This is a genomic window from Sulfuricurvum sp. RIFCSPLOWO2_12_FULL_43_24, from assembly GCF_001829605.1.
GTDB lineage: Bacteria > Campylobacterota > Campylobacteria > Campylobacterales > Sulfurimonadaceae > Sulfuricurvum.
Genome location: NZ_MIBT01000089.1, coordinates 1 through 21,300 on the forward strand (window position 1 = coordinate 1; position 21,300 = coordinate 21,300).

At 44.0% G+C, this 21,300-nt stretch carries 23 protein-coding genes; 15 read left to right on the forward strand and 8 right to left on the reverse strand.

What is annotated here, in order from left to right; translation table 11 throughout:
- The 5 genes from A3G19_RS08280 to secA all read right to left on the reverse strand — a co-directional run.
- Positions 1 to 1,254 (reverse strand): VWA domain-containing protein (locus A3G19_RS08280; RefSeq protein WP_294871967.1); only part of this gene is annotated, 1,254 nt, incomplete at its 3' end.
- A complete protein-coding gene (locus A3G19_RS08285) occupies positions 1,254 to 2,636 on the reverse strand; it encodes a cbb3-type cytochrome c oxidase subunit I (RefSeq protein ID WP_294871970.1) in 1,383 nt (460 codons plus the stop codon). The genes A3G19_RS08285 and A3G19_RS08280, both read right to left, overlap by 1 nt.
- A gap of 9 nt (positions 2,637 to 2,645) precedes the next feature.
- Positions 2,646 to 3,092 (reverse strand): cytochrome c, encoded by a 447-nt coding sequence (locus A3G19_RS08290; RefSeq protein WP_041192623.1) that lies wholly within the window; start codon positions 3,090 to 3,092, stop codon positions 2,646 to 2,648.
- Between the two features lie 180 nt (positions 3,093 to 3,272).
- The gene (locus A3G19_RS08295) at positions 3,273 to 4,469 is read right to left on the reverse strand and encodes an ABC transporter permease (protein ID WP_015653689.1); all 1,197 of its coding nucleotides are present in this window, start codon (positions 4,467 to 4,469) and stop codon (positions 3,273 to 3,275) included.
- Positions 4,466 to 7,033: a preprotein translocase subunit SecA gene (gene secA / locus A3G19_RS08300; RefSeq protein WP_015653690.1), complete on the reverse strand. Its 2,568-nt coding sequence runs from the start codon at positions 7,031 to 7,033 to the stop codon at positions 4,466 to 4,468. Before secA ends, A3G19_RS08295 begins: the two co-directional genes overlap by 4 nt.
- Positions 7,034 to 7,151: 118 nt before the next feature.
- On the opposite strand from secA, the gene lolA reads away from it, so the two are divergent.
- On the forward strand, positions 7,152 to 7,670 hold the full coding sequence (lolA, locus tag A3G19_RS08305) for a LolA-like outer membrane lipoprotein chaperone (RefSeq protein WP_015653691.1): 519 nt from the start codon (positions 7,152 to 7,154) through the stop codon (positions 7,668 to 7,670).
- A 4-nt stretch (positions 7,671 to 7,674) separates the two neighbouring features.
- Here the strand turns inward: lolA and A3G19_RS08310 are convergent, their stop codons facing one another.
- Positions 7,675 to 8,595 carry a cation diffusion facilitator family transporter gene (locus A3G19_RS08310; RefSeq protein WP_015653692.1) on the reverse strand — a complete coding sequence of 307 codons (921 nt, stop codon included), beginning with the start codon at positions 8,593 to 8,595 and terminating at the stop codon, positions 7,675 to 7,677.
- A 143-nt stretch (positions 8,596 to 8,738) separates the two neighbouring features.
- On the opposite strand from A3G19_RS08310, the gene A3G19_RS08315 reads away from it, so the two are divergent.
- The 6 genes from A3G19_RS08315 (at position 8,739) to A3G19_RS08340 (ending at position 13,959) form a co-directional block, all read left to right on the forward strand.
- Positions 8,739 to 9,368, forward strand: a complete 630-nt coding sequence (locus tag A3G19_RS08315; RefSeq protein ID WP_015653693.1) for an EF-hand domain-containing protein — start codon at positions 8,739 to 8,741, stop codon at positions 9,366 to 9,368.
- 61 nt (positions 9,369 to 9,429) lie between these two features.
- Positions 9,430 to 10,098 carry a response regulator transcription factor gene (locus tag A3G19_RS08320; protein WP_041192417.1) on the forward strand — a complete coding sequence of 223 codons (669 nt, stop codon included), beginning with the start codon at positions 9,430 to 9,432 and terminating at the stop codon, positions 10,096 to 10,098.
- A complete protein-coding gene (locus tag A3G19_RS08325; protein WP_015653695.1) occupies positions 10,091 to 11,353 on the forward strand; it encodes an ArsS family sensor histidine kinase in 1,263 nt (420 codons plus the stop codon). The genes A3G19_RS08320 and A3G19_RS08325 overlap by 8 nt, the downstream gene beginning before the upstream one ends.
- On the forward strand, positions 11,354 to 12,115 hold the full coding sequence (locus A3G19_RS08330; RefSeq protein WP_015653696.1) for a hypothetical protein: 762 nt from the start codon (positions 11,354 to 11,356) through the stop codon (positions 12,113 to 12,115).
- 197 nt (positions 12,116 to 12,312) lie between these two features.
- A complete protein-coding gene (locus tag A3G19_RS08335) occupies positions 12,313 to 13,245 on the forward strand; it encodes an Abi family protein (RefSeq protein WP_015653697.1) in 933 nt (310 codons plus the stop codon).
- Positions 13,246 to 13,317: 72 nt separating this feature from the next.
- On the forward strand, positions 13,318 to 13,959 hold the full coding sequence (locus A3G19_RS08340) for a hypothetical protein (protein ID WP_015653698.1): 642 nt from the start codon (positions 13,318 to 13,320) through the stop codon (positions 13,957 to 13,959).
- On the opposite strand, the gene A3G19_RS08345 is transcribed toward A3G19_RS08340, so the two are convergent.
- The gene (locus A3G19_RS08345) at positions 13,956 to 15,209 is read right to left on the reverse strand and encodes an arsenic transporter (protein WP_015653699.1); all 1,254 of its coding nucleotides are present in this window, start codon (positions 15,207 to 15,209) and stop codon (positions 13,956 to 13,958) included. The genes A3G19_RS08340 and A3G19_RS08345 overlap by 4 nt on opposite strands.
- Positions 15,206 to 15,643, reverse strand: coding sequence for an arsenate reductase ArsC (locus A3G19_RS08350; RefSeq protein ID WP_015653700.1), 438 nt, complete (start codon positions 15,641 to 15,643; stop codon positions 15,206 to 15,208). The genes A3G19_RS08345 and A3G19_RS08350 overlap by 4 nt, the downstream gene beginning before the upstream one ends.
- A gap of 114 nt (positions 15,644 to 15,757) precedes the next feature.
- Between A3G19_RS08350 and A3G19_RS08355 the strand changes: the two genes are divergently transcribed.
- The 8 genes from A3G19_RS08355 to sulP are packed head-to-tail and all read left to right on the forward strand — an operon-like array spanning position 15,758 to position 21,290.
- Complete coding sequence (locus A3G19_RS08355; RefSeq protein ID WP_015653701.1) at positions 15,758 to 16,081, forward strand: metalloregulator ArsR/SmtB family transcription factor; 324 nt, start codon at positions 15,758 to 15,760, stop codon at positions 16,079 to 16,081.
- Entirely contained in the window at positions 16,078 to 16,482 is a 405-nt protein-coding gene (locus tag A3G19_RS08360) for an arsenate reductase ArsC (RefSeq protein ID WP_294871973.1), read from the forward strand. Before A3G19_RS08355 ends, A3G19_RS08360 begins: the two co-directional genes overlap by 4 nt.
- 2 nt (positions 16,483 to 16,484) lie before the next feature.
- Positions 16,485 to 17,435, forward strand: coding sequence for a permease (locus A3G19_RS08365; protein WP_294871976.1), 951 nt, complete (start codon positions 16,485 to 16,487; stop codon positions 17,433 to 17,435).
- 16 nt (positions 17,436 to 17,451) lie between these two features.
- Complete coding sequence (locus tag A3G19_RS08370) at positions 17,452 to 17,712, forward strand: hypothetical protein (protein ID WP_015653704.1); 261 nt, start codon at positions 17,452 to 17,454, stop codon at positions 17,710 to 17,712.
- Complete coding sequence (locus A3G19_RS08375) at positions 17,709 to 17,945, forward strand: thioredoxin family protein (RefSeq protein ID WP_015653705.1); 237 nt, start codon at positions 17,709 to 17,711, stop codon at positions 17,943 to 17,945. The genes A3G19_RS08370 and A3G19_RS08375 overlap by 4 nt, the downstream gene beginning before the upstream one ends.
- Positions 17,942 to 18,382 carry a rhodanese-like domain-containing protein gene (locus tag A3G19_RS08380; protein ID WP_015653706.1) on the forward strand — a complete coding sequence of 147 codons (441 nt, stop codon included), beginning with the start codon at positions 17,942 to 17,944 and terminating at the stop codon, positions 18,380 to 18,382. The genes A3G19_RS08375 and A3G19_RS08380 overlap by 4 nt, the downstream gene beginning before the upstream one ends.
- A 28-nt stretch (positions 18,383 to 18,410) precedes the next feature.
- A complete protein-coding gene (locus tag A3G19_RS08385; RefSeq protein ID WP_294871979.1) occupies positions 18,411 to 19,580 on the forward strand; it encodes an MFS transporter in 1,170 nt (389 codons plus the stop codon).
- 45 nt (positions 19,581 to 19,625) lie between these two features.
- On the forward strand, positions 19,626 to 21,290 hold the full coding sequence (gene sulP / locus A3G19_RS08390; RefSeq protein ID WP_294871982.1) for a sulfate permease: 1,665 nt from the start codon (positions 19,626 to 19,628) through the stop codon (positions 21,288 to 21,290).
- Positions 21,291 to 21,300 lie beyond the last annotated feature (10 nt).

The window sequence follows — 21,300 nt, forward strand, 5'->3', positions numbered from 1 at the left end:
TATCTCTTGCGTGATCCCCGCTTCCGTGGAGAGGGAAACATCCGCCAAGATCAGAGTAGACATATCCCTCATCTTTCTCTCATACGTCTCAAAAAATCGCTGCGGGTGGTTTGAACGGTTCTGATGTCCTTTGTAATCGATCCATGTATCGATATTGATCTCATCGCCATAGGGGAGATTATCTCTTTTGATCCGATCGAGTTCCATCAGATCCAGTTCACTTTGGATACGGCGCATCATTTTTTGCAGTCGTTTGGGTAACTCGATAGGCTCGGTATAGAGAGAAACAAAGGGTTTGATGCAGACATAGTTTTTAAGATAGACCTCTTTTTTATAGTCCCACTCATCGATAAAATGCCCTTTACCTAATGGATATTCTTCAATACTGTTGGCAGAGATATCCAGATCCATTTTGATCCGTGCACAGAGGTTGGCATCTTTTTGTCCCAGCGTTATCTCATCCAAATCTTCGGCATTGTAGAGGGCATCTTCATCGTAACTGTCGTTTTCCTGCCGATCTACACGCACTTGCTCCATAAAACTCAGTATCGATTCGGGTAAAAAGAGGAGAAGTCCGTCCGTCTCTTTTTTATCATCGATCTGTTCACTCTTTTTCTTCATCTGCAAGGTTTCACTTTGACGCTGCTCATCGTTTTGTCGTTGTATCTCCTCTTCATCACTGCTGTCTAGGAGTTTATTAGCGGTAGAGAGGGAAGGATAAATCCATAAAGGGTTGGGATAATTATCCGCTGATGAGCCTTCGAGTGAAGGTTCAATCGTGGATAATTCAGGATAATTTTGCACTAAAAAAGGGTATGCATACGTATAAAATTCGTTAAAACCAGTATATCTTTCGATCAGCAGACGAATGGCATTCGTATTTTCAGAGGATATATTTTTTGTTTTGATGTTGACGATTGTTAGCATGGCAATCAGCCAGTAATAGTGCATCTCATTGTGCACTCTATGGGGAAAATAGGCTAAAGAGGCAGGGAGGTAAACCCCTTTTTCATCTTGCCAGGCAAGGAAAAAAGTTTTACCGGTTCCTGAAAATTTCTCTAGCAGCGTTCGCGATGTTTTAATCGATCGTTTGTCGGTAATATGAAGTTCTTTGCCTTTTTCACCCCCTAAAAGGTGGTAAAAGAGTTTTAACCCTTTGGCAATGTCAGAAAATACGACCGCTTCCTCTTTAAAAAAACGAGACGCTTTTTGGGTGACATAGTGATCCCAAAACTTACCGACTTTTTCATCCATTACGCGCTTACTTTCTCTTCTTTGACAAAGAAACTGTAGAAATAGGTCAACAGTCCCAAGAGAACCATTACCCCAAAGGCTAAACGAACCATATAAACGGTAGAGATAGCCGCTTGGGTTTCCATAAAGCCAACCGCATGTGCCGCGTCAGGAAGACGTTGCATCTCGATTTGCATAATCCCCGCAACCGTTAATGCCAACGTCAAGCCGATCATACCGAGTACCATCATCCAAAAACTGGCTAATTCCACTTTTTGCGATTTTGGTCCATTTCCATGAGGTCGTCCGCGAAGGATCGGCATGGCATACGATATCATCGTGAAACAAATCATCACATACGCACCGAAAAAGGCGAGATGCCCGTGTGCAGCGGTCAACTGTGTACCGTGTGTGTAGTAATTAATTGGTGCGAGTGTGTGTAAAAAGCCCCAGACCCCTGCGCCCAAGAATCCCACTACAGCCGTACCTTTTGCCCATGTCAAGGCGATTTTATTGTCATGTTGTATACGACGATTTTTCGCCATATTGTAGGCAAATAGAATCATCAAGAAAAAGGGGATAGGCTCTGCCGCCGAAGCAATCGATCCGATCCACAACCAATAACTCGGAGTACCGATATAGAAAAAGTGATGCCCTGTTCCGGCAAGCCCGGAGATAAGGGTCATCGCAATAATCAAATAAAGCCATTTATCAATGTGCTCACGATCAACTCCGGTCGTTTTAATGAGGACAAACGCCAAAAGAGCCCCTAAAATAAGTTCCCACGTCGCTTCAACCCACAAATGGACAACGAACCACCAGAAGAATTTATCCATAACAAGGTTTTCAGGGACGTAAAATGCGAATAAAAAGAAAGCCGCCAAACCAAAAAGACCCGTCAATAAAATAACCGATATCGTCGTTTTACGACCTTTAAGAACCGTCATAGTCACATTTAAAATATACGATACAACGACCAGAACAATACCGACCTTAGTAAGTGTCGGCTGTTCCAAAAACTCACGACCCATCGTCGGCCAAAAGCTGTTCGCAAGGGACTCTGACAATGTTGCATAAGGGACAAATAAATATCCAAGGATTGTCGCTACCCCTGCCGCCGCAAAAATCCAAAATGTCAGTTTCGCCAGCATCGGGCTCCAGAGTTCTCGTTCGCTCTCTTCAGGAATCAGGTAGTACGTCGCACCCATAAATCCAAACAACAAAAGGACGATCAATAAATTCGTATGAACCATACGGAGTACATTAAACGGTATCGCCGGAAATAAAAAGTCACCATAGAGGTATTGTGTCCCCATGGCAAGACCAAAAACAATCTCCCCGGCAAGGAGAATGAGTGCAAATATAAAATATGGTTTTGCGACCATTTGAGATGAATATTTCATAGGCTCTCCTTATCCTTTGATGTTTGGCGGCCACTCTTGATTGTTGACACGTGAGGTCCAAATCAAAAAGTCTGCAAGATTATTTACTTGTTCCGGCGTTAGATGAAATTGCGGCATTTTTCTTCTATCCGAAGTTTCTAGCGGTTGTGCCGCCATCCAGCTTGCTAGATACGTTTTAAAAGCAGCTTCGTCATTTCCACCCAAACGAGGAAAAGCATTACCGAGTTCCGGAGCATAATATGCCCCTTCTCCCATAATCGTGTGACAACCGACACAGTTGTTGTTTTCCCATACTTTTTTACCCAAAGCAACGGATTCCGTAATTTTGTCATCATGACTTAATTTCGGAATTTGCTTTACGGTATCAAAGGTAAGTCCTGTAAATACCAAAATGGCAAAAAGGCCCCCGCCAAAGTAAATATTTCTGGCCATATTTTTAGTAATACGCTCAGTCATTTTAACCCCCATTTTTATTCTACCTAATTGTAGTAATTGAAATAGTAGCTAAACTAATTTAATTCCACCTTTATATAGTAATTAGTAAGAACTAACGTTTCGTTGAGGGTAAATATTTTTATGCTGTTTTGAAGCGATTAAAAGTGGTGGAGAAAGAGTGATATGCAGGAGAAATGAATTCTATTCATTTCTCAATACGGTTAAAACATCGACTTCAGAGGCTTTTTTTGCGGGATACCACGCAGAGAGGAGGACGATCACAAATGCACCGATAATAATCGAGAAGAAATCGATAACACTCAGATCCAATGGTAAAGTCGAGGTAGGATAGACATCGGCAGGCAATGAGATGATTTCAAATGTCCCCAATATCCACATCCCTAAAAATCCTAATATCGCTCCCGTGCTAATCCCCAAAACACCGATGACTATACCGAGAATCAAAAAGATTTTTTTAACTTCTTGCTTCGATGCACCCAGCGAAATAAGCAGAGCAATCTCACTGCGACGGTTCATCACGGTCATCAGTAACGACGAGATGATATTAATCGCAGCGATGAGAATAATCAGCATCAAAACGATAAAGAGCGACATTTTCTCCATTTTGAGAGCGGCAAAAAAGTTCCCGTTATCTTCCCACCATCCGCGTATCGATACCGTATCGGGGAGAACTGCTTTCACGCGGTTGATGTCGGCTTCGGGATTGGGCGAATGGATATGGATACCGTCATAAAGATTTTCGGGAATTCCCAAAATACGCTGCAACGATTCCAAGGAGGTATAGGAGAACCCTTTGTCATAGGCACTGAGTCCTGAGTTGAACGTTGAAACCACTTCAAAACGTTTAATCTTAGGGGTAAGGGCTAAACCGCCCGGCTCCATCTGGGTAAAAATATAGGTGAGTTTTTCACCTTCGCCGAGAATAAACTGCTCTTTGAGCGTTTGCCCCACCATCACCTGAAATTTACCGGGGGTTCCCGCATTTAACCCTTCAGCGACAATACGGTTTACCTTCGCTTCTTGGGAAAAATCGACACCGAACAAATATCCCCCCTCCATCTGATCACCACTGCGGGAAAGTACGGCAGAGGTAACATAAGGGCTAAACGATAAATCGGGGAATTTAGCTCTAAGTTGTTCGAGCAAAGTGGTATCTACAGTGCCGTAAAATTTGGGTTGAATGGTGAGGGGGTAGTTCATAACGGTGAGTTTTTTCTTGAACTCATTGTCAAAACCGTTCATCAGTGCCATCGCGATGATAAGGACCATTACCCCTAACGCGATTCCTGAAAATGCGAGGAGTGCTGAGAGAAAGATAAAAGGCTGCTCTTTGTCAAAGCGCAAAAACCGTTTGACAAGGTAGGAGACGATATTCAAGAGGCAAATACCCCTTTTTTCGGTCCCGATTTTCCGCAGCAATTTTTGTATTTTAGGCCGCTTCCACACGGGCATTCGTCATTACGAGCCACTTTCTTATCGTCGCCTTCATGTTCTTGATGGTTAAGACTCATGCGAAACGCTTCCTGTTTTTCCTCTAATTCCATTTGGCGGGCAAACGCCTCAGCCTCTTCTTCGGCATTGTCAACTCTGAATCGGATGATATGAAGCGTTTTAATCGTATCGTATTTGATCGTTTCAACCAGCTCGCTAAAGAGGTTGTAGCTCTCTTTTTTGTACTCGACCAACGGATCTTTTTGGTTATAGGCACGAAGACGGATACCCGTTTTCATGCTGTCCATTTGGTACAAGTGTTCACGCCATGCTGTATCGAGCGTTTTAAGATAAATTTCACGCTCAATATCACTGCGGAGTTTAGGCTCAACAACCGACATTTTATCGTTGTATTCATCGCTCAAGAGGAGAAGCATCTGTGCTCGGATGATATTGAACTCTTTTTCAGTGAAGAGTGAAGCGTCAATATCGGTATTGAGTTCTTCTTTAAGTACCGCGACAAGATGATCAATATCGATCTCTTCTTGTGGGATTCCTTCGAAAATACCGCAATTCATCAGGGTACGATCAATGTATTCTGAACGGATGGTATCGATTTTCTCACCGACGTTGTATTCAGGGTTGAGAAGATCCCCACGGAAACGGTAGACGATTTTACGTTGTTCGTTGGCGACATCATCGTATTCAACGATATTTTTACGCCCTTCAAAATGCATATTTTCCACTTTTTTCTGCGCTTTTTCAACGGCGCGCGTTACCATTGCCGATTCGATGTACTCACCGTCTTCAACGCCCAAACGCTCCATAATCGATTTGATTTTGTCGGAGCCGAAAATACGAAGCAAGCTGTCCTCGAGTGATAGGTAAAACTGGCTGGTTCCCGGATCACCCTGACGCCCTGCACGTCCGCGAAGCTGATTGTCGATACGGCGGTTCTCGTGACGCTCGGTTCCAAGGATATACAATCCGCCGAGTGTTTTGATCTCATCGCTGACTTTAATGTCAACCCCGCGACCCGCCATATTGGTTGCAATCGTAATAGCACCTTTGGCTCCGGCATTTTTAATGATTTCACCCTCTTGTGCGTGGTTTTTCGCATTTAAAACCGTATGAGGGATTTTTTGGGCTTTCAATAGTTCATGCAACTTTTCCGATTTTTCAATGGAAGCCGTACCGATGAGCATCGGCTGCCCTTTTGCATTGAGCTCTTTGATTTTTTTGATTACGGCTTCAAATTTTTCCAATTCGGTTTTGTAAATCAAATCATTCAGATCTTCACGGATAACCGGAACATTGGTCGGGATTGAGATAACATCGAGGTTATAAATTTGAGCGAATTCGGTCGCTTCGGTTTGAGCCGTTCCCGTCATACCGCCGATTTTTCCATACATACGAAAATAGTTTTGGTAGGTAATATCCGCGAGAGTTTGGGTCTCTTCTTTGATAATAACCCCCTCTTTCGCTTCCAATGCCTGATGTAAACCTTCGGAGTAACGACGCCCTTCCGATAAACGTCCGGTAAACTCATCGACGATGACGATTTGACCCTCTTGGATCACATAGTCAACATCGCATTCGAAAATAAAGTTGGCTTTCAACGCTTGATCGAGATGGTGAGAGAGTGCTGAGTTCTCGATGCTGTAAAGATTATCGACTCCGAAAAGCTCCTCCGCACGCCCGATCCCCTCTTCGGTAATGAGGATAAGACGGTCTTTCTCATCAACGCTAAAATGCTCCTCTTTGACTAATGCTTTGGCAACCGCATCGGCGCGGGTGTAGTTTTCTAACGTTCGGTTCGTAGGACCTGAAATAATAAGCGGTGTACGTGCTTCATCGATCAAAATCGAGTCCACTTCATCGACGATAACATACGCATGACCGCGTTGAACCATGTGTTCTTTGCTGTAAGTCATATTGTCGCGAAGGTAATCAAATCCAAATTCGTTATTCGTACCGTAGGTGATATCACACGCGTATTGTTCCCGTTTGTTGGCCGGGTTATAGCCGCTCTCAACCAAGATTCCGGTCGTGTATCCCAAAAAGGAGTAAAGCTCAGACATCTGAGTTCCATCACGTCCGGCAAGGTAATCATTGACAGTGACGACATGAACCCCATTGCCGCTCATAGCATTCAATGCTACCGCCAATGTCGCAACAAGGGTTTTCCCCTCCCCCGTTTTCATCTCGGCGATACGCCCCTCGTGCAGTACCATCCCCCCGATGAGCTGAACGTCAAAATGACGCATCCCTAAAACACGTTTACTCGCCTCTCGGGTAATTGCAAACGAATCGACCAATACGGCATCCACAGCTTTCGTATGGTTCTGGACAGACTCTTTTAACGCAGCAAATGCTTCTTGGAGCTCACTGTCGCTTAACGCCGAAAAATGGGATTCGCGAGCATTGATCTGTGCAACGCGCTTGAGATATTTTTTGATTTCGTGATCATTCTTGGTACCGAAAATTTTTCCGAGGAACGTTTGGAGCATTAAAAACCTTCATTATGAACAGTATTGAAAAAGTCGCTGATTTTAGCATACGAAATCTATTGTTTTGGTTAATAACCATAGGGTACAATGTCAACATTACACTATTCAAGGAATTTATGTGCGTTTTTTACCACTTCTGTTTGCTCTGAGCCTCACCCTCGCAGCATCACCGAAAGAAATTAACTCTTTTAACGGAAAATTTGTTCAAACGATTATCGACGATAACGGAAAAAAGATTGTATATAGCGGTGAGCTTTGGGCTTCCAAGCCTCAAAATGCCCTCTGGGTCTATCAAAAACCGATCCAAAAAAGCGTCTACATCAACGCTCAAAAAATTACCGTTGTCGAACCTTCTATCGAGCAAGTTACTCTGAGAACCCTCGATGATGAGATCGATTTTCTTCAAATCATCCAAAAAGCTAAAAAAGTGGATGACGAAAAATATTCCGCTACGGTAAAAGGGGAAAACTACACCATTATGTTTAAAAACGACCTACTCAGTTCTATCAGCTATACCGATAGTTTTGATAATAAAGTAGCGATCGTTTTTGCCAATCCTTCCCAAAACAGACCGATCGAAATGAGTAAATTCAAACCGGTCATTCCTGAGGATTTCGACGTCATTAAAGACCGTTAATGCTCTAATGATGCTCGCATCGCTCCACTACCCGTTCTCTCCCATGTTTCCCGATTTCGCATTGAAATGTCGTATGGGAAATACCGATCTCTTCGAGTGCATGGGTTAACTCATGCAGTATGGCATTCGTTTCACTGAGTCTCATATCCTGATGGAAATTGAGGCGTGCTTCCAAAAAAACACTCTCATCGTCCAACTGCCATAAATGGATATGATGAATACTCTCGATACTTTCAAATGCGGATACTTTTTCAACAACGGCATCAATACTGACATGATCAGGGGCAAACTGCATCAACATACCTCCCGATTCACGAACAATTCCATACGATGAGCGGATCAGGTAAAAAGAGATCAAAAGCGATAACAGCGGATCGATCCAATACCATCCATAGAAATAGATCATAACTCCCCCAGCCAGTACGGCAAACGAGGTCATCAAATCCCCCATTAAGTGTAGGTAGGCTGAACGGATATTGAGATTATGGTCGGCATCACGATGGAGCAGCCATGCGGAGAGCCCGTTTACCACGATACCCAATGCCGCCAACGCCATAACCCATGTCACCTCCACCGCCTGAGGTGTGATTAGACGCTGAATCGACTCAATAATGAGATACATTGAGACGGCGATCAATACCGAAGCATTAAAGAGTGCAGCAAGAATTTCGGCACGTTTAAATCCAAACGTTTGGGCAATATTTTGAGGACGGTGGGAAAGCCGATGGGCATAATAGCTGATAATAAGGCTCATTACGTCGCTAAAGTTATGCAGCGCATCACTCAAAAGTGCTAATGATCCGGAGACTATTCCACCGATAAACTGAGCAACGGTAATGATCAGATTGAGAATAACACTAAAAAGGAGTTTCCCTCCGCTAATATCACTGTGATTATGATGGTGATGGTGATGGTGGTGTTCCATGAAAAACTGTCCAAAATGAAATTGAGAGACTTTATCGAAAGTAGCTTTTATTTGCCTAAATGTTACCCAATAGTTACTATGCAACGTTTATTCTACACTCCGAGTAAGAATTTTTTCTTGCTACACCCGATAAGGAGTCTCCCATGACAGTCGGAACGAATTACAATTCGTATGCGTCATATACTTCTTCAATCTCTTCTACTACGCAAAGTTCAAAACCGAGTTTTGAAGATATCGCATCAGAGATGCTTACTGCATTAGATACAGACAGTGATGGCTCAGTTAGTTCGAGTGAGTTTTCCGCTGCATCCTCTAGTAGTTCATCCGCAAGCGATATTTTTTCCATCCTCGATACCGACAGCAGCGGCAGTATGAGCACTGAAGAACTGGTAGCGGCACTTAAAAACATGAAGCCACCAGAAGGATCGGAAAATGAAGGAGGGATGCCACCACCGCCACCGGGCGGAATGCCACCTCCTCCACCTCCAAGCGAATCGACATCGGCATCATCCGAAAGCGAAAGCACCACCAGTGAAGTTTTTGCTGCACTCGATACCAACGAAGACGGTACCATCAGCATGGAGGAGCTTATGGCACTTTTTGAAGATCCCAAAGAAGAGGAGAACAAAACTTCTGCTTCATCGGCATCTACTAGCAGTTCAACTGCCTCCAAGGATAGTCAAAACGAATGGCTTCAAAAACTTCTCTCATACTACAGCAGTAACAATACCGCTACAACTTCTACCACTTCTCTCCTCAGCATCAGCGCGTGATGCTCCATGCCCTTTTGGGCATGTTACTTAGTTGTTACTTTTCCATCGATATAATCGCTTTATGATTAACGTTTTAATGATCGAAGATGATATCGAACTGGCACAATTGTTAAAAGTACGTCTCCATCGGGACAATATCGACGTTACCATCGCACCAACGCCGCTGGAAGGGTTAAGTCTTTTTCAAACCCAACCGTTTGATCTGCTGGTTCTTGATTTATCACTTCCTCAGATGGACGGTATAGAGATATGCCGACTTATTCGTCAAGAGAGCCCGATCCCGATCATCATCTCTTCCGCACGATCCGATATACGCGATAAGATGATGGGTTTTTCACGCGGTGCGGATGACTATCTCCCCAAGCCCTATGATCCGCAGGAACTTACATTCCGCATTGATGCCATCATGCGCCGCATGCATCCGACCCTTCCGCAGAAAGCATCCCCTTTTGAAGTGGATGAAGCGAAGCACGAAATAACCCGCCATGGATCGGTTTTACGGCTGACACCGGCTGAATACGATATCGTCTCGTATATGATCCAAAAAGATCAATACGCCATTTCACGCGAAGAGCTGCTCCTCAACATCGGCTCGATCAAGTATGAGAGCAGCCTCAAAAGCATCGATGTCATTATGGGACGTATCCGCCAAAAAATCGGCGACGACACTAAAAATCCACGCTATATCGTATCCGTACGTGGAATAGGATATAAATTTGTCAATGAATAATCACTCTATTATACGGCTAATTGCCCTCTTCTTTCTCCTCATTTTTGCCTTGATAAACGGGTTATTTTGGATCGCAAATCAACATTTTTCCAAAGAGCAAGAGGGGGATAGAATGAGACGTTTCGCTTTGGCAGAGCGGCTTATCCATCATAAAAGCGGAAATTTTGATACGGAACTAAAGCAGTTAATGGTCGCCTCCTCTTCTCTCTCACCCGATTTCCTCCGATCTCACGGAAAGAGTGTGGCGGAATTCCCCTTTGGTAAAATGATCAACTATAACGGTAAAATTTATTTTGTAAAATCACTGCCGCCGAAATTTCCTTTTCTCCCTCCTCCGATGTTCGATCACGTTTTACCGCCTCCGCCCCCTCTATTGGGTGATTTTTCTCCTATCGTCTTAGAAGACTTAAAAAAAGAATCATCGTGGAGTATGTGGAGCGTTATGATTGCCATTGACGTTCTTGTTTTGCTCTTTTTCGGCTTCATACTCAAAAAACTTACCCCCCTGCACCGTCTCAAAAATGCCATCATCAATTTCAAAGAGGGGGATACCCATCTGGATGTACCGATTGAGGGAAAAGACGAGATCTCCCAAATCACCCATGAATTCAACCATGCATTAGAGAAAATCGCGTCGATGAAAGAGGCCAGAGCCCTCTTTTTACGCAATATCCTCCATGAGCTGAAAACCCCGATTATGAAAGGCTCTCTCACCGCCGACTGCATTAGTGAATCAGCTGAACAAGCGCGGTTGAAACGGATTTTTACTCGGATGGATTATCTGTTGGGTGAGTTTTCAAAAATGGAGCAGTTTAGCAGCGGCGAATGGCACCTGAATCTTCAAGAGTACCGTTTTGTCGATCTACTCGATCATACATGCGATATATTGTTATGCGATAAAAAAAGCCTTACGATCAAAGGGGAAGATTCGGCCCTTATAATCAAAGTCGATTTTGAACTTTTTGCGATTGCATTAAAAAATCTTCTCGACAATGCATTCAAATATTCCAATGCAAAACCAACGGTAATCATACTCTCCCATTCCATCGAGATATGCAGTGTCGGAGAGGCGCTGAGTGAAGAGAACCGTCACTTTAGCAAACCGTTCAACCGCACCTATGAAAGTTCAATGACAGGACTGGGGTTAGGTTTATACATAACCCATTCTATTCTTAAAAAGCATGGATTTAAACTCGAATATAACTACGCTTCGGGGCTGAATTGTTTTCGGATACAATTAGAAAAAAGGTTTTAAATGTTGAAACGGGCTTTATTACTTATTTCTTTAGTAAGCGTCTCATACGTGTACGCTTCCGATTATTCCCTTTCACTCAGCGCCGATACCACAAAATTCGATTATGCCGAAACCGATAGAAGCGGAAATTTACTCGATACAGAAAGAGCCGATTACGGCAAAATATCGGGTCTAACGATCACACTCGAACCACGCTATCAAGGATGGTATTTCAGTGCTGCCTATGCCGAAGGAAATACGAATTATGTGGGAAGTTTGCTTGGTTCGGGAGATCCTTACGGATCCTACCGAGGCATCACAGCCAATGAAATAGAAGATTACATACTCGGGTACAAAGCAACAGCGCGAGATACCCGTGGCGATTGGGAAATTCCACTCACCGTAGGAGTAGGATACCGTCGATGGCTACGGCAACTGGGGTATGATGAACTTTATGACTGGGGATACTACAATTTCGGCATCGGTCTCCATCTCCGTCTCTCTTCGACTATGTCTATCGGGGCAGACGCAGCATATCAAAAAGCATTTAATGCCCAAATGTATGAAAATTTGCATGGTTATACCTATAATCTAAACAATGTCTACGGCTACAAAATTACGGTACCATTTGAGGTTATGCTCAGTCATCAACTAGGCGCTTTTATTTCGTATAAATACGAGTTCTGGAATATCGACGCTTCCAATTCGGTCGGTGGATTTTATGAACCCGACAGTGAGACAAATAACGAAACTCTGTCGTTTGGATTTAAATTTTATTTTTGAACATGTTTGTACATCAAAACTGAAATGAGTTATAATATTCGTAATTATATTATGTTGCGGAGTATGAATGACTTACACTAACATCAAATGGAAACATCATCGATGTGTGTAATAAATTTCAAAGCTTGTTTACGTGATAATTCTCTCAACACACCTCTCCCACCTCTACACAAAGTGCCAACGGAGGGGTTTTCTTTATGAACAACTTACAATCCCAACTTCAAACTATCAAAAATCAATCGAACGGTTATACTAAATCCCCAAAAACTTTTGAAGAACAGCTCCAACATTTAAAAGAAAAAAATCTTATTATCACCAATGAAGCCTATACTCTCAAAAAGCTCTCCCATATTAACTACTACCGACTAAGTGCCTATTTTTTACCTTTGCAACATCCGAAATCATCCAAATTAGACGGTATTTTTTTAGATAATGTACGCTTTGAAGATGTTCTTGAACTCTATTTTTTTGATGTTGAGCTAAGAAAAACCGTCTTTAAAGCGATAGAATCGATCGAGGTCTATTTCAGAACACAGATCGCGTATCATCATTCATTGACTTATGGAGCATTTGGCTATCTTGATCCTGAAAACTTTAAAACCTCCCCTGAATTTTTTGACAAAGTCATGGTGGGTATTCGAGAAGAGACAAACCGATCCAGTGAAACGTTTATCGCCCATTTCAAAGAAAAATACAACACGACCGACCTCCCCGTCTGGGCTATGGTCGAAGTGGTCTCGATGAGCACCCTCTCCAAAATCTATGCCATGCTCAAAACCACTGAACAGCAGGCCGTTACATATGCACTAAACGGTGTGAGCAAAGATTTGTTTCACAACTGGTTTCATGCCCTCACCGTCATGCGTAATATTTGCGCTCATCACAGCCGACTATGGAACAAGACGCTGGGTGTCAGTTTCGAAAAACCGCGTAAAATCAAAGAGTTTCACTCTTTACAGGGGGATAAAGTTTTTTTTGCTCTCAGTGTTATCGCGTATATTCTCGATGCAATCGGTGAAGAGGCTGATTTCCAAAGTGACATTAAAACGCTCATAGCTACCCATCCGAAAATCAATATTAAATCGATGGGATTTGTAAATGGGTGGGAAGAAATGTCGGTGTGGGAATGAAATTAAAAATACTGAATCTTATCGGCCTTCGGGTTATGAGCCCGACGATCAACTATGATAGGGAGTTTCTAAATGAAAAAAATACTTAATGAAGCAAAAGCTGATTCTATCGCTGTCTACAATGCACTGGATATTGCAAGTGGCGGAAATCTCTCCCTTATAAAACAAAGCATTGCTCAAACATTTCATGGATTTTTAGAAGCCAAATTCAATAATCTTGTTTTAGACATACTTTCGAATGAAATTAGTGAAGATGAACTTTTGGAGTTTATTCATTCTCAATCCGAGAACAATAAAGAGTTCATTTCAAATCTTATTTTAAAAAATATGCACGCCGACAATCGGATTACTACTTTTTTATTAGCAAAATTATGGATTCAAAAAATAAAAAACGGGTCACTCAATTACTATGAGTCATCCCTTTTTGCCAATATAAATTCTTTAACATATGAAGATTTTGAGATATTTTATGAGCTTTGGAAGAATAAAAAAACAACTCAATACGGTCATTTTTATTATGAAATTAATGAGCATCAATATTTTTATATTGATGCTCAAAACAAGTTATTGAGTTTAGGAATATTGGAAAAGCCAAATGTTGTTGGTGGATTTACTCCAGACAAAACGATGGAACGACGTTTGAAAGTATTTGAGGGTACTGGATTTAGCGATTTCCTATTTGAATTATTAAAAGACTTTTTCGAAAATAACTAAACCAACCCGAGCAACGCCACCAACAATACCGGCGGGGTGACGATCAGCCCCACTTTCATGTATTCGCCCCACCCGATTTTAACCCCTTTTTGCGCCAAAACATGAAGCCAAAGAAGCGTTGCGAGTGAACCGATCGGGGTCATTTTCGGCCCGAGGTTGCATCCGATGATATTAGCATAAGCAAGCGCACTGTTCCCCGCTTCGGCAATCGCGATGTCCATGATCATAATGGTCGGCATGTTATTCATAACCGAGCTGAGGATGGCGGAGAGAAAGCCCGTACCGATCACAGCATACACATTTCCCATACTCTGAAGCTCTATAATAAGTCCAGCGAGATACGTTGTAAGCCCACCGTTTTTAAGACCATACACGACGACATACAGCCCTATACTGAACCATACGACTTGCCACGGTGCCGCTTTGATCGTCATGATCGGTTTGGTTGCTTTGAAATAGGTTGCAATAGCAAGAAACACCAATGCACCGCCGAGAGCAAACACTGAAACAGGGAGGTGATAGATATCCCCGATAAAATACCCCACCATCAGCAATGCCAAAAACCACCAGCTGAGGCGGAACATTGTCATGTTTTTGATCGCCGACTCTGGAGTTGAAAGCCCAGTAATATCGATGCGGGTAGGAATATCTTTGCGAAAGTAGATCCACAACACAATGATAGAGGCGATGATACTGAGAAGGTTTGGCAAGAACATGGTCTTGGCATATTCCCAAAACCCGAGATTGAAATACCCTGCCGTTACGATATTGGTTAGATTAGAAATTACGAGCGGATTACTGGCACTGTCCCCGATAAATCCACCCGCCATCAAAAACGCGAACATCGGAAGCGGCTTCATATTAAGATACTTCATTTTTGCCAGTACAATCGGCGTTAGAATCAATGCCGCGCCGTCATTGGCAAAAAATGCCGCCACAAGAGCACCGAGTATCATCATATAGATGAACATCACATGACCGTTCCCGTGTGAGAGACGCGCCATTTTCAGCGCCGCCCACTCGAAAAAGCCGATCTCATCGAGTACCATCGAGAGTAGAATGATCCCTATAAAGGCGAGCGTTGCATCCCAAACGATAGACGTTACTGTCCACACGTCAGTAAGGCTGACAACACCTAAAGCCACTGCGGCAATGGCACCAGCTACTGCGGATGTGCCGATTTGTAGCCCACGAGGTTGCCAGATGACTAAGACTAAGGTAATTAAAAAAAGTGTTACGGCAAGGATCATAAAATATTCTCTTCAATAGGATTTTTAATAAAAGCTTTTACCTGATCTTCAATTGTATCACGTACAACGCGCACTTGTTCCATAATCTCTTCATCGCTTCCGATGAAAGTTGACGGATCAGGGAAACTCCACATAATAATTCGGCTAATACCGGGGAAGATCGGACAACGTTGTGCTGCTTCCGCATCACAAACCGTAATCACATGGCTAAATGTTCTCCCCTCTTTGTAAAGGTTAAATACCCCTTTGGTTTCATTTTCTGATATATCGATCCCTTTTTCACCCATTGCACGAACAACATAAGAATTGAGGGTTCCGGGTTCGATCCCTGCACTCTCGCTACTGTCGTTATTTTGCGCGTATTGGTTGAAAAAAGCCTCGGCCATTTGGCTTCTTGCACTGTTATGGACACAGACGAATAATACTTTCAACATGGAATGCCCCTATTATGTTTTGCTGATAGCACTATATCGAAATTTATTTTAATAAATCAATATATCTTGATATATTATTACTGTTTCGCTACAATACGCTCTATGGAGGTGATTATGGAAATCTTTTTAGAAACAATATCAGCACTCAATGATGAAACACGAATCAAAATACTGGCATTTTTGGATCAACATGGGCCACTGTGTGTATGCGATTTGCAATCTTCATTAGGTATGATCCAGTCACGTCTCTCACGGCATCTCAAAATCCTCAAAGACGGGGGATTTTTACGGGTGGATCGGTGCGGAACGTGGGCTTATTACTCTATAAGAACACCATTAGACCGGTTCCGAAGCGAAGCACTGGCTGAAATCCGATGTCTGGGAATCACCCTTCCCCCACTACAAAAATTATCTGAAACAGGAGACTGTAAATTATGAAAAATGTCCTTATCCTTTGCACCGGCAACAGCTGTCGCTCCATCATGGCCGAAGCGCTCATCAACGCTAAAATGGGCGATTGTGTCAAAGCGTTCAGCTCCGGTGTTAAAGCCAGCGGTGCCGTAAACCCAAATGCCCAAGCACTCTTAGAAGAAAAGGGGTACTGGAGAGAAGAGTATCACTCCAAGGTAATCGAAACCGTACTGAACAACGAGTTTGATTTGATCGTCACCGTTTGTGACCACGCCCATGAGACCTGCCCGATGTTCCCTAAAGCGGTGAAAACGATCCATGTCGCATTCGAAGATCCGAGCGGAAAAGCAGTGGAAGAGTATGCAAAAACGCTCGATCTGATCGAAGCGACCCTTCTTCCGATCGTCAAATCTGAGTTGTGTGACTGATCATGTGGCAGGAGAGCGTCAATATCCTCGTCTATGAGTGGCTGAAAATGCCTCAAGGGGAGAAAATCTCCGACGCTCTAAACTTTTTTATCTACGACACGATAAAAATTCTCTTTTTACTCATCGTTATTATTTTTATCGTAACCTTACTACGCTCTTATTTTTCAACCGAGAAAGTACGGGAATACCTCAGTAAAAAGCATGAATATACGGGCAATGTTCTCGCCGCACTGTTCGGGATTATTACCCCGTTTTGCTCGTGCTCGGCGATACCGCTGTTTTTAGGATTTTTACAGGCACGTATTCCTCTGGGAGTGACGTTTAGCTTTCTCATCTCCGCACCCCTAAACAACGAAATCGCCATTGCGATGCTCTTTGGGCTATTTGGCTGGAAAGTAACGGCTTTGTATATCGGGTTTGGTTTGCTGGTGGCGATTGTGGGGGGTATCATTATCGGAAGACTGGACTTAGAGAAAGAGATTTTGATCGAGGTAAAACCGATAGAGGGTGAGATTAAGGCTGAAGCTCAGGTTATCCCTTTTAAAATCCGACTGATTGAAGCCAAAGCCTACACGCTCGATATTTTTCGCAAAATTTGGCTCTATGTCCTCATCGGTGTGAGTGTGGGAGCCTTTATCCACGGATACGTCCCGACGGAGATTATCACCTCTATTGCAGGGGCGGATAATCTGTTTGCCGTACCGCTCGCAACGCTGCTGGGGGTTCCGATGTATTCCAATGCCGCAGGGGTTATGCCACTCATCGAAGTGCTTACTTCCAAAGGGATGCTTTTGGGGACGGCACTTAGCTTTATGATGGCAATCACCGCCCTCTCCCTCCCCGAAGCGATGATACTAAAGCGGGTGATGAGCCTCAAACTCATCGGTATCTTTTTCGGTACGGTGACGCTTGGGATTATGGGCGTCGGATACTTGTTTAATGCAATCTTATAATTTAATAGGAGTTAATATGAAAATCGATATTACCAATCAAACGGGCGGAGTGAAAGCCTTTCTCAGCGGTTTCAGTACCGAAGAGCTAGGTACGAAGATCGAAGCATGTAAAAGCGGCAATTGCGAGTGTGCTTGTGATCCTGAACTCATGCAAAAGATCGAAGGAATAGAGTTAACTACGGTCGAAGGTGGCTCTATTCTGAGTATTACAGGTGATGTGAATGCAGATACACTTGCACCTATGATGAAAGAATGCCTATTGGGAGAAAAACAATGAAAATAGAAATTTTAGGTACCGGATGTACCAAATGCAAAGCCCTCGAAGAGGCAACCAAACAAGCGGTAGCTCAAAGCGGAAAATTTGCTCAAATAGAAAAGGTTGAGGACATTATGAAGATAATGGAGTACGGAGTGATGAGCACTCCGGGGCTTGTGATCGATGGGAAAGTCCTCAGCACCGGAAAACTTCTTAGCGTCAATGAGATTGTGGAACTCATCAAAGCACAATGAAAACACTCTTTTTCCTTCTATTTCTTGGAAATATTCTCTATGCTGAGAGCTTTGAGAGCTATTTAAAACGTTTCGATTACAACGAACGCACCGAAATGAAGATCAAAAGTCTCGAAGCGGTTGAACTCTATAAAATGGGAGAGGTCGAATTTGTCGATATCCGTTTCAAAGAGGAACAAGCCATTTGGAGTTTCCCTTTTATGAAAAAAATACCCCTAAACGAACTCCCCGATCGACTGGGTGAACTCGACAAAAACAAAACCATTGTGACCGTCTGCCCCCACTACGACCGCGCTGAAATGGCACGAATATATTTAACGCTAAAAGGGTATAAAAGCCGCTATCTTACTGACGGACTGCTTGGATTGGCAGGGTATCTGCGCGGTGATGAAGCCAAAGAATTTATAGAGGAAACAGCAGGGAAAATAAAACCTTAAAAGAGGTATTTGCGTTACAATCGTAATTATGAAAATACAATCACTTAACCGCAACATTATCGCCCTCGGTGCTAACAGTTTTTTCACCGATTTCTCGACCGAGATGATTCTCCCTCTCCTCCCCATTTTTCTGGAGCGGTTCCTTCACGCGTCTAAAAGTGAAATCGGTCTGATCGAGGGGACAGCGGAGCTGGGGGTTGCGTTACTCATTGCACTTTCAGGATTTTATTCGGACCGTCTCGGAAAACGCAAAGGGCTGACGGTATTGGGTTACGCCCTCTCGAACTTCATCAAACCCCTTGCCTTTTTCGCCCAAAGTGCGACGATGATTGCCGCAATCCGAATCGGTGATCGCCTCTCCAAAGGGATACGGGTCGCTCCTCGCGATGCCCTGATCAGTGCCTCTACCCCCAAAGAGATCAGCGGATTCGTATTCGGGTTTCATAAAATGATGGACGGTGCAGGAGCCTTGGCAGGGGCACTCACCGCTTTTGTCGTTTTGTGGTTCCTGGGGGAGAGCGAATCCTCTTTTCGAACCGTCTTTGCTATTAGTCTGATCCCCGGACTTATCTCGATGGCAATTCTCATCTTTCTGGTCACCGATACTCCGTTTGAGCCTTCAAAGAGCCGATTTGTGCCAAAAGCTCTCCCTTCTTCGTTTTATTGGCTGGTGGGATTCCAAAGCCTCTTTAGCCTCATTGCCATGAACTACTCGTTTATGCTTCTCAAAGCTGAAAGTAACGGCCTTGCTCTCGTGATGATCCCGCTTGCCTATGCCCTCTATAATCTCACCCAATCCCTCTTCGCCATCCCCATCGGAAAATTCGCCGACCGAATCGGTAAGTCTACCCTGTTGTCTGCCGTCTATATTGCATTCGGTTTGGGTGCGTTGGCGATGACATTAGGCTACGCATGGGCCATTTGGCTGGGTTTTGGAATCTACGGGTTTTTCGCCGCCGGCTTTAACGCATTGGCAAAGGCAATTATTTCGGATACCGCACCGATGGAGTTCAAAGCAACCGCCTACGGGATCTATTATACGGCGGTAGGGATTGCAACTTTTGCCTCATTGGTACTCGGCGGAATTATTTGGGATCATTACGGCAGTACCCTTCTTTTTTCGATTGCGTCATCATCAGCCCTTGTACTTGGTGCATTACTTTATTTTATGCGGCGTCGTCTGTTACACACCGATTAAAAAGTGCTAGAATAGCGAACAGGTAATTTCAAGGATAGAAATATTATGTTCCGCTCGATACACGATTCACTCGAACCGAAAATTGTTACTTTATTCAAGCGGCAGGGATATTCACGTGCTGATTTTATCGCCGATACTATTGCCGGTTTAGCCGTAGCGATCGTCGCACTTCCACTGGCTATGGCGATCGCTATCGCGTCCAATCTACCCCCTGAGCGGGGACTCTTTACCGCGATTGTTGCCGGATTTCTGATCTCGGCGCATGGCGGAAGCCGCTATCAGATCGGAGGACCGACTGCGGCGTTTATCGTCACTGTTGCAACGGTAGCGATGAAACACGGCTACGAGGGATTGGTTCTGGCAACCATTATGGCAGGGATCATTCTCATGATAATGGCGTTTGTCCGAGCCGGTGAGCTCATCAAATTTATCCCCTACCCCGTTATTGTCGGATTTACCTCCGGTATTGCACTGCTCATCGCTTTTTCGCAGATTCGTGATTTCTTCGGCCTCTCTATCGCTACGGTTCCCCCCGATTTTGTCGATAAACTCTACGTTTATCTCGCCCATCTGCATGAAACCAATTTTATTGCCGTTATGGTTGCCCTTGTCTCAATCGGAATCATCATCGCGGCCAAACGTCATACTCCGCACATTCCCGGACCGATTATCGTAGTTACCCTCTCTGCGCTAGCCGTATGGGGATTGGGACTTCCGGTCGAAACGATAGAGAGCCGTTTTGGATCTATCCCCTCCATGCTTCCCTCCCCCGTGTGGCCTGAAATCACGTTTGATAAACTTCGCCTTCTCCTCCCTGATGCCATCACGATCGCTACCCTCGCCGCTATCGAATCCCTCCTCTCTGCCGTTGTCGCCGACGGTATGACCGGAACACGCCATAAATCCAATGCCGAGCTTTTAGGTCAAGGGGTTGCCAATATCGCTTCGGGGATTTTCGGCGGCCTTCCCGCAACCGGAGCCATCGCTCGCACCGCGACCAATATTAAAGCCGGGGCACGCACTCCGGTAGCCGGGATGATGCACGCATTCTGGCTTTTTATTTTTATGCTTCTTTTAGCCCCGTTCATTGTTAAAGTACCTCTCGCGGCACTTGCCGCTATTTTAATGGTCGTAGCATGGAACATGTCCGAGATCAAGCATATCCGTGAAATTATGCACGCCCCTCGAACCGACCGCATTGTCCTCATTGTCACGTTTGGCCTTACCGTATTGGTCGATCTCAATTTTGCTATCCAAGCGGGGATTGCTCTCGCTTCCATTCTGTTTATCGATCAAATGATGAAGGCAACCCATATTCGGGCCGTCGAGAACGACGAAGATGATCCTGATTCCATCCAGAACAAGAGCATCCCGCATGAAGTCGAAGTGTATGAGATACAAGGGCCGCTATTTTTCGGTGTAGCGGAAAAACTGGTGGATACCCTCGCGCTGTTTGAAAAACCGTCACAGGTATTTATCTTACGTATGCGTTACGTTCCGCTGATCGATGCTGCCGGCTTACATGCGCTAGAAGTCTTGCATGAACGGCTTCATGAGAAAAATACCCATTTAATCCTCTCTGGGGTCAACCCGCAAGTACGAAAATTTATCGAAAAATCTCATATTGATGAACGTATTGGAAAAGAAAATATCGTCGACCATATCGACAAAGCACTGGCACGATGCCATGAACTTTTAGCGCGTGACTGAGACGATAGTG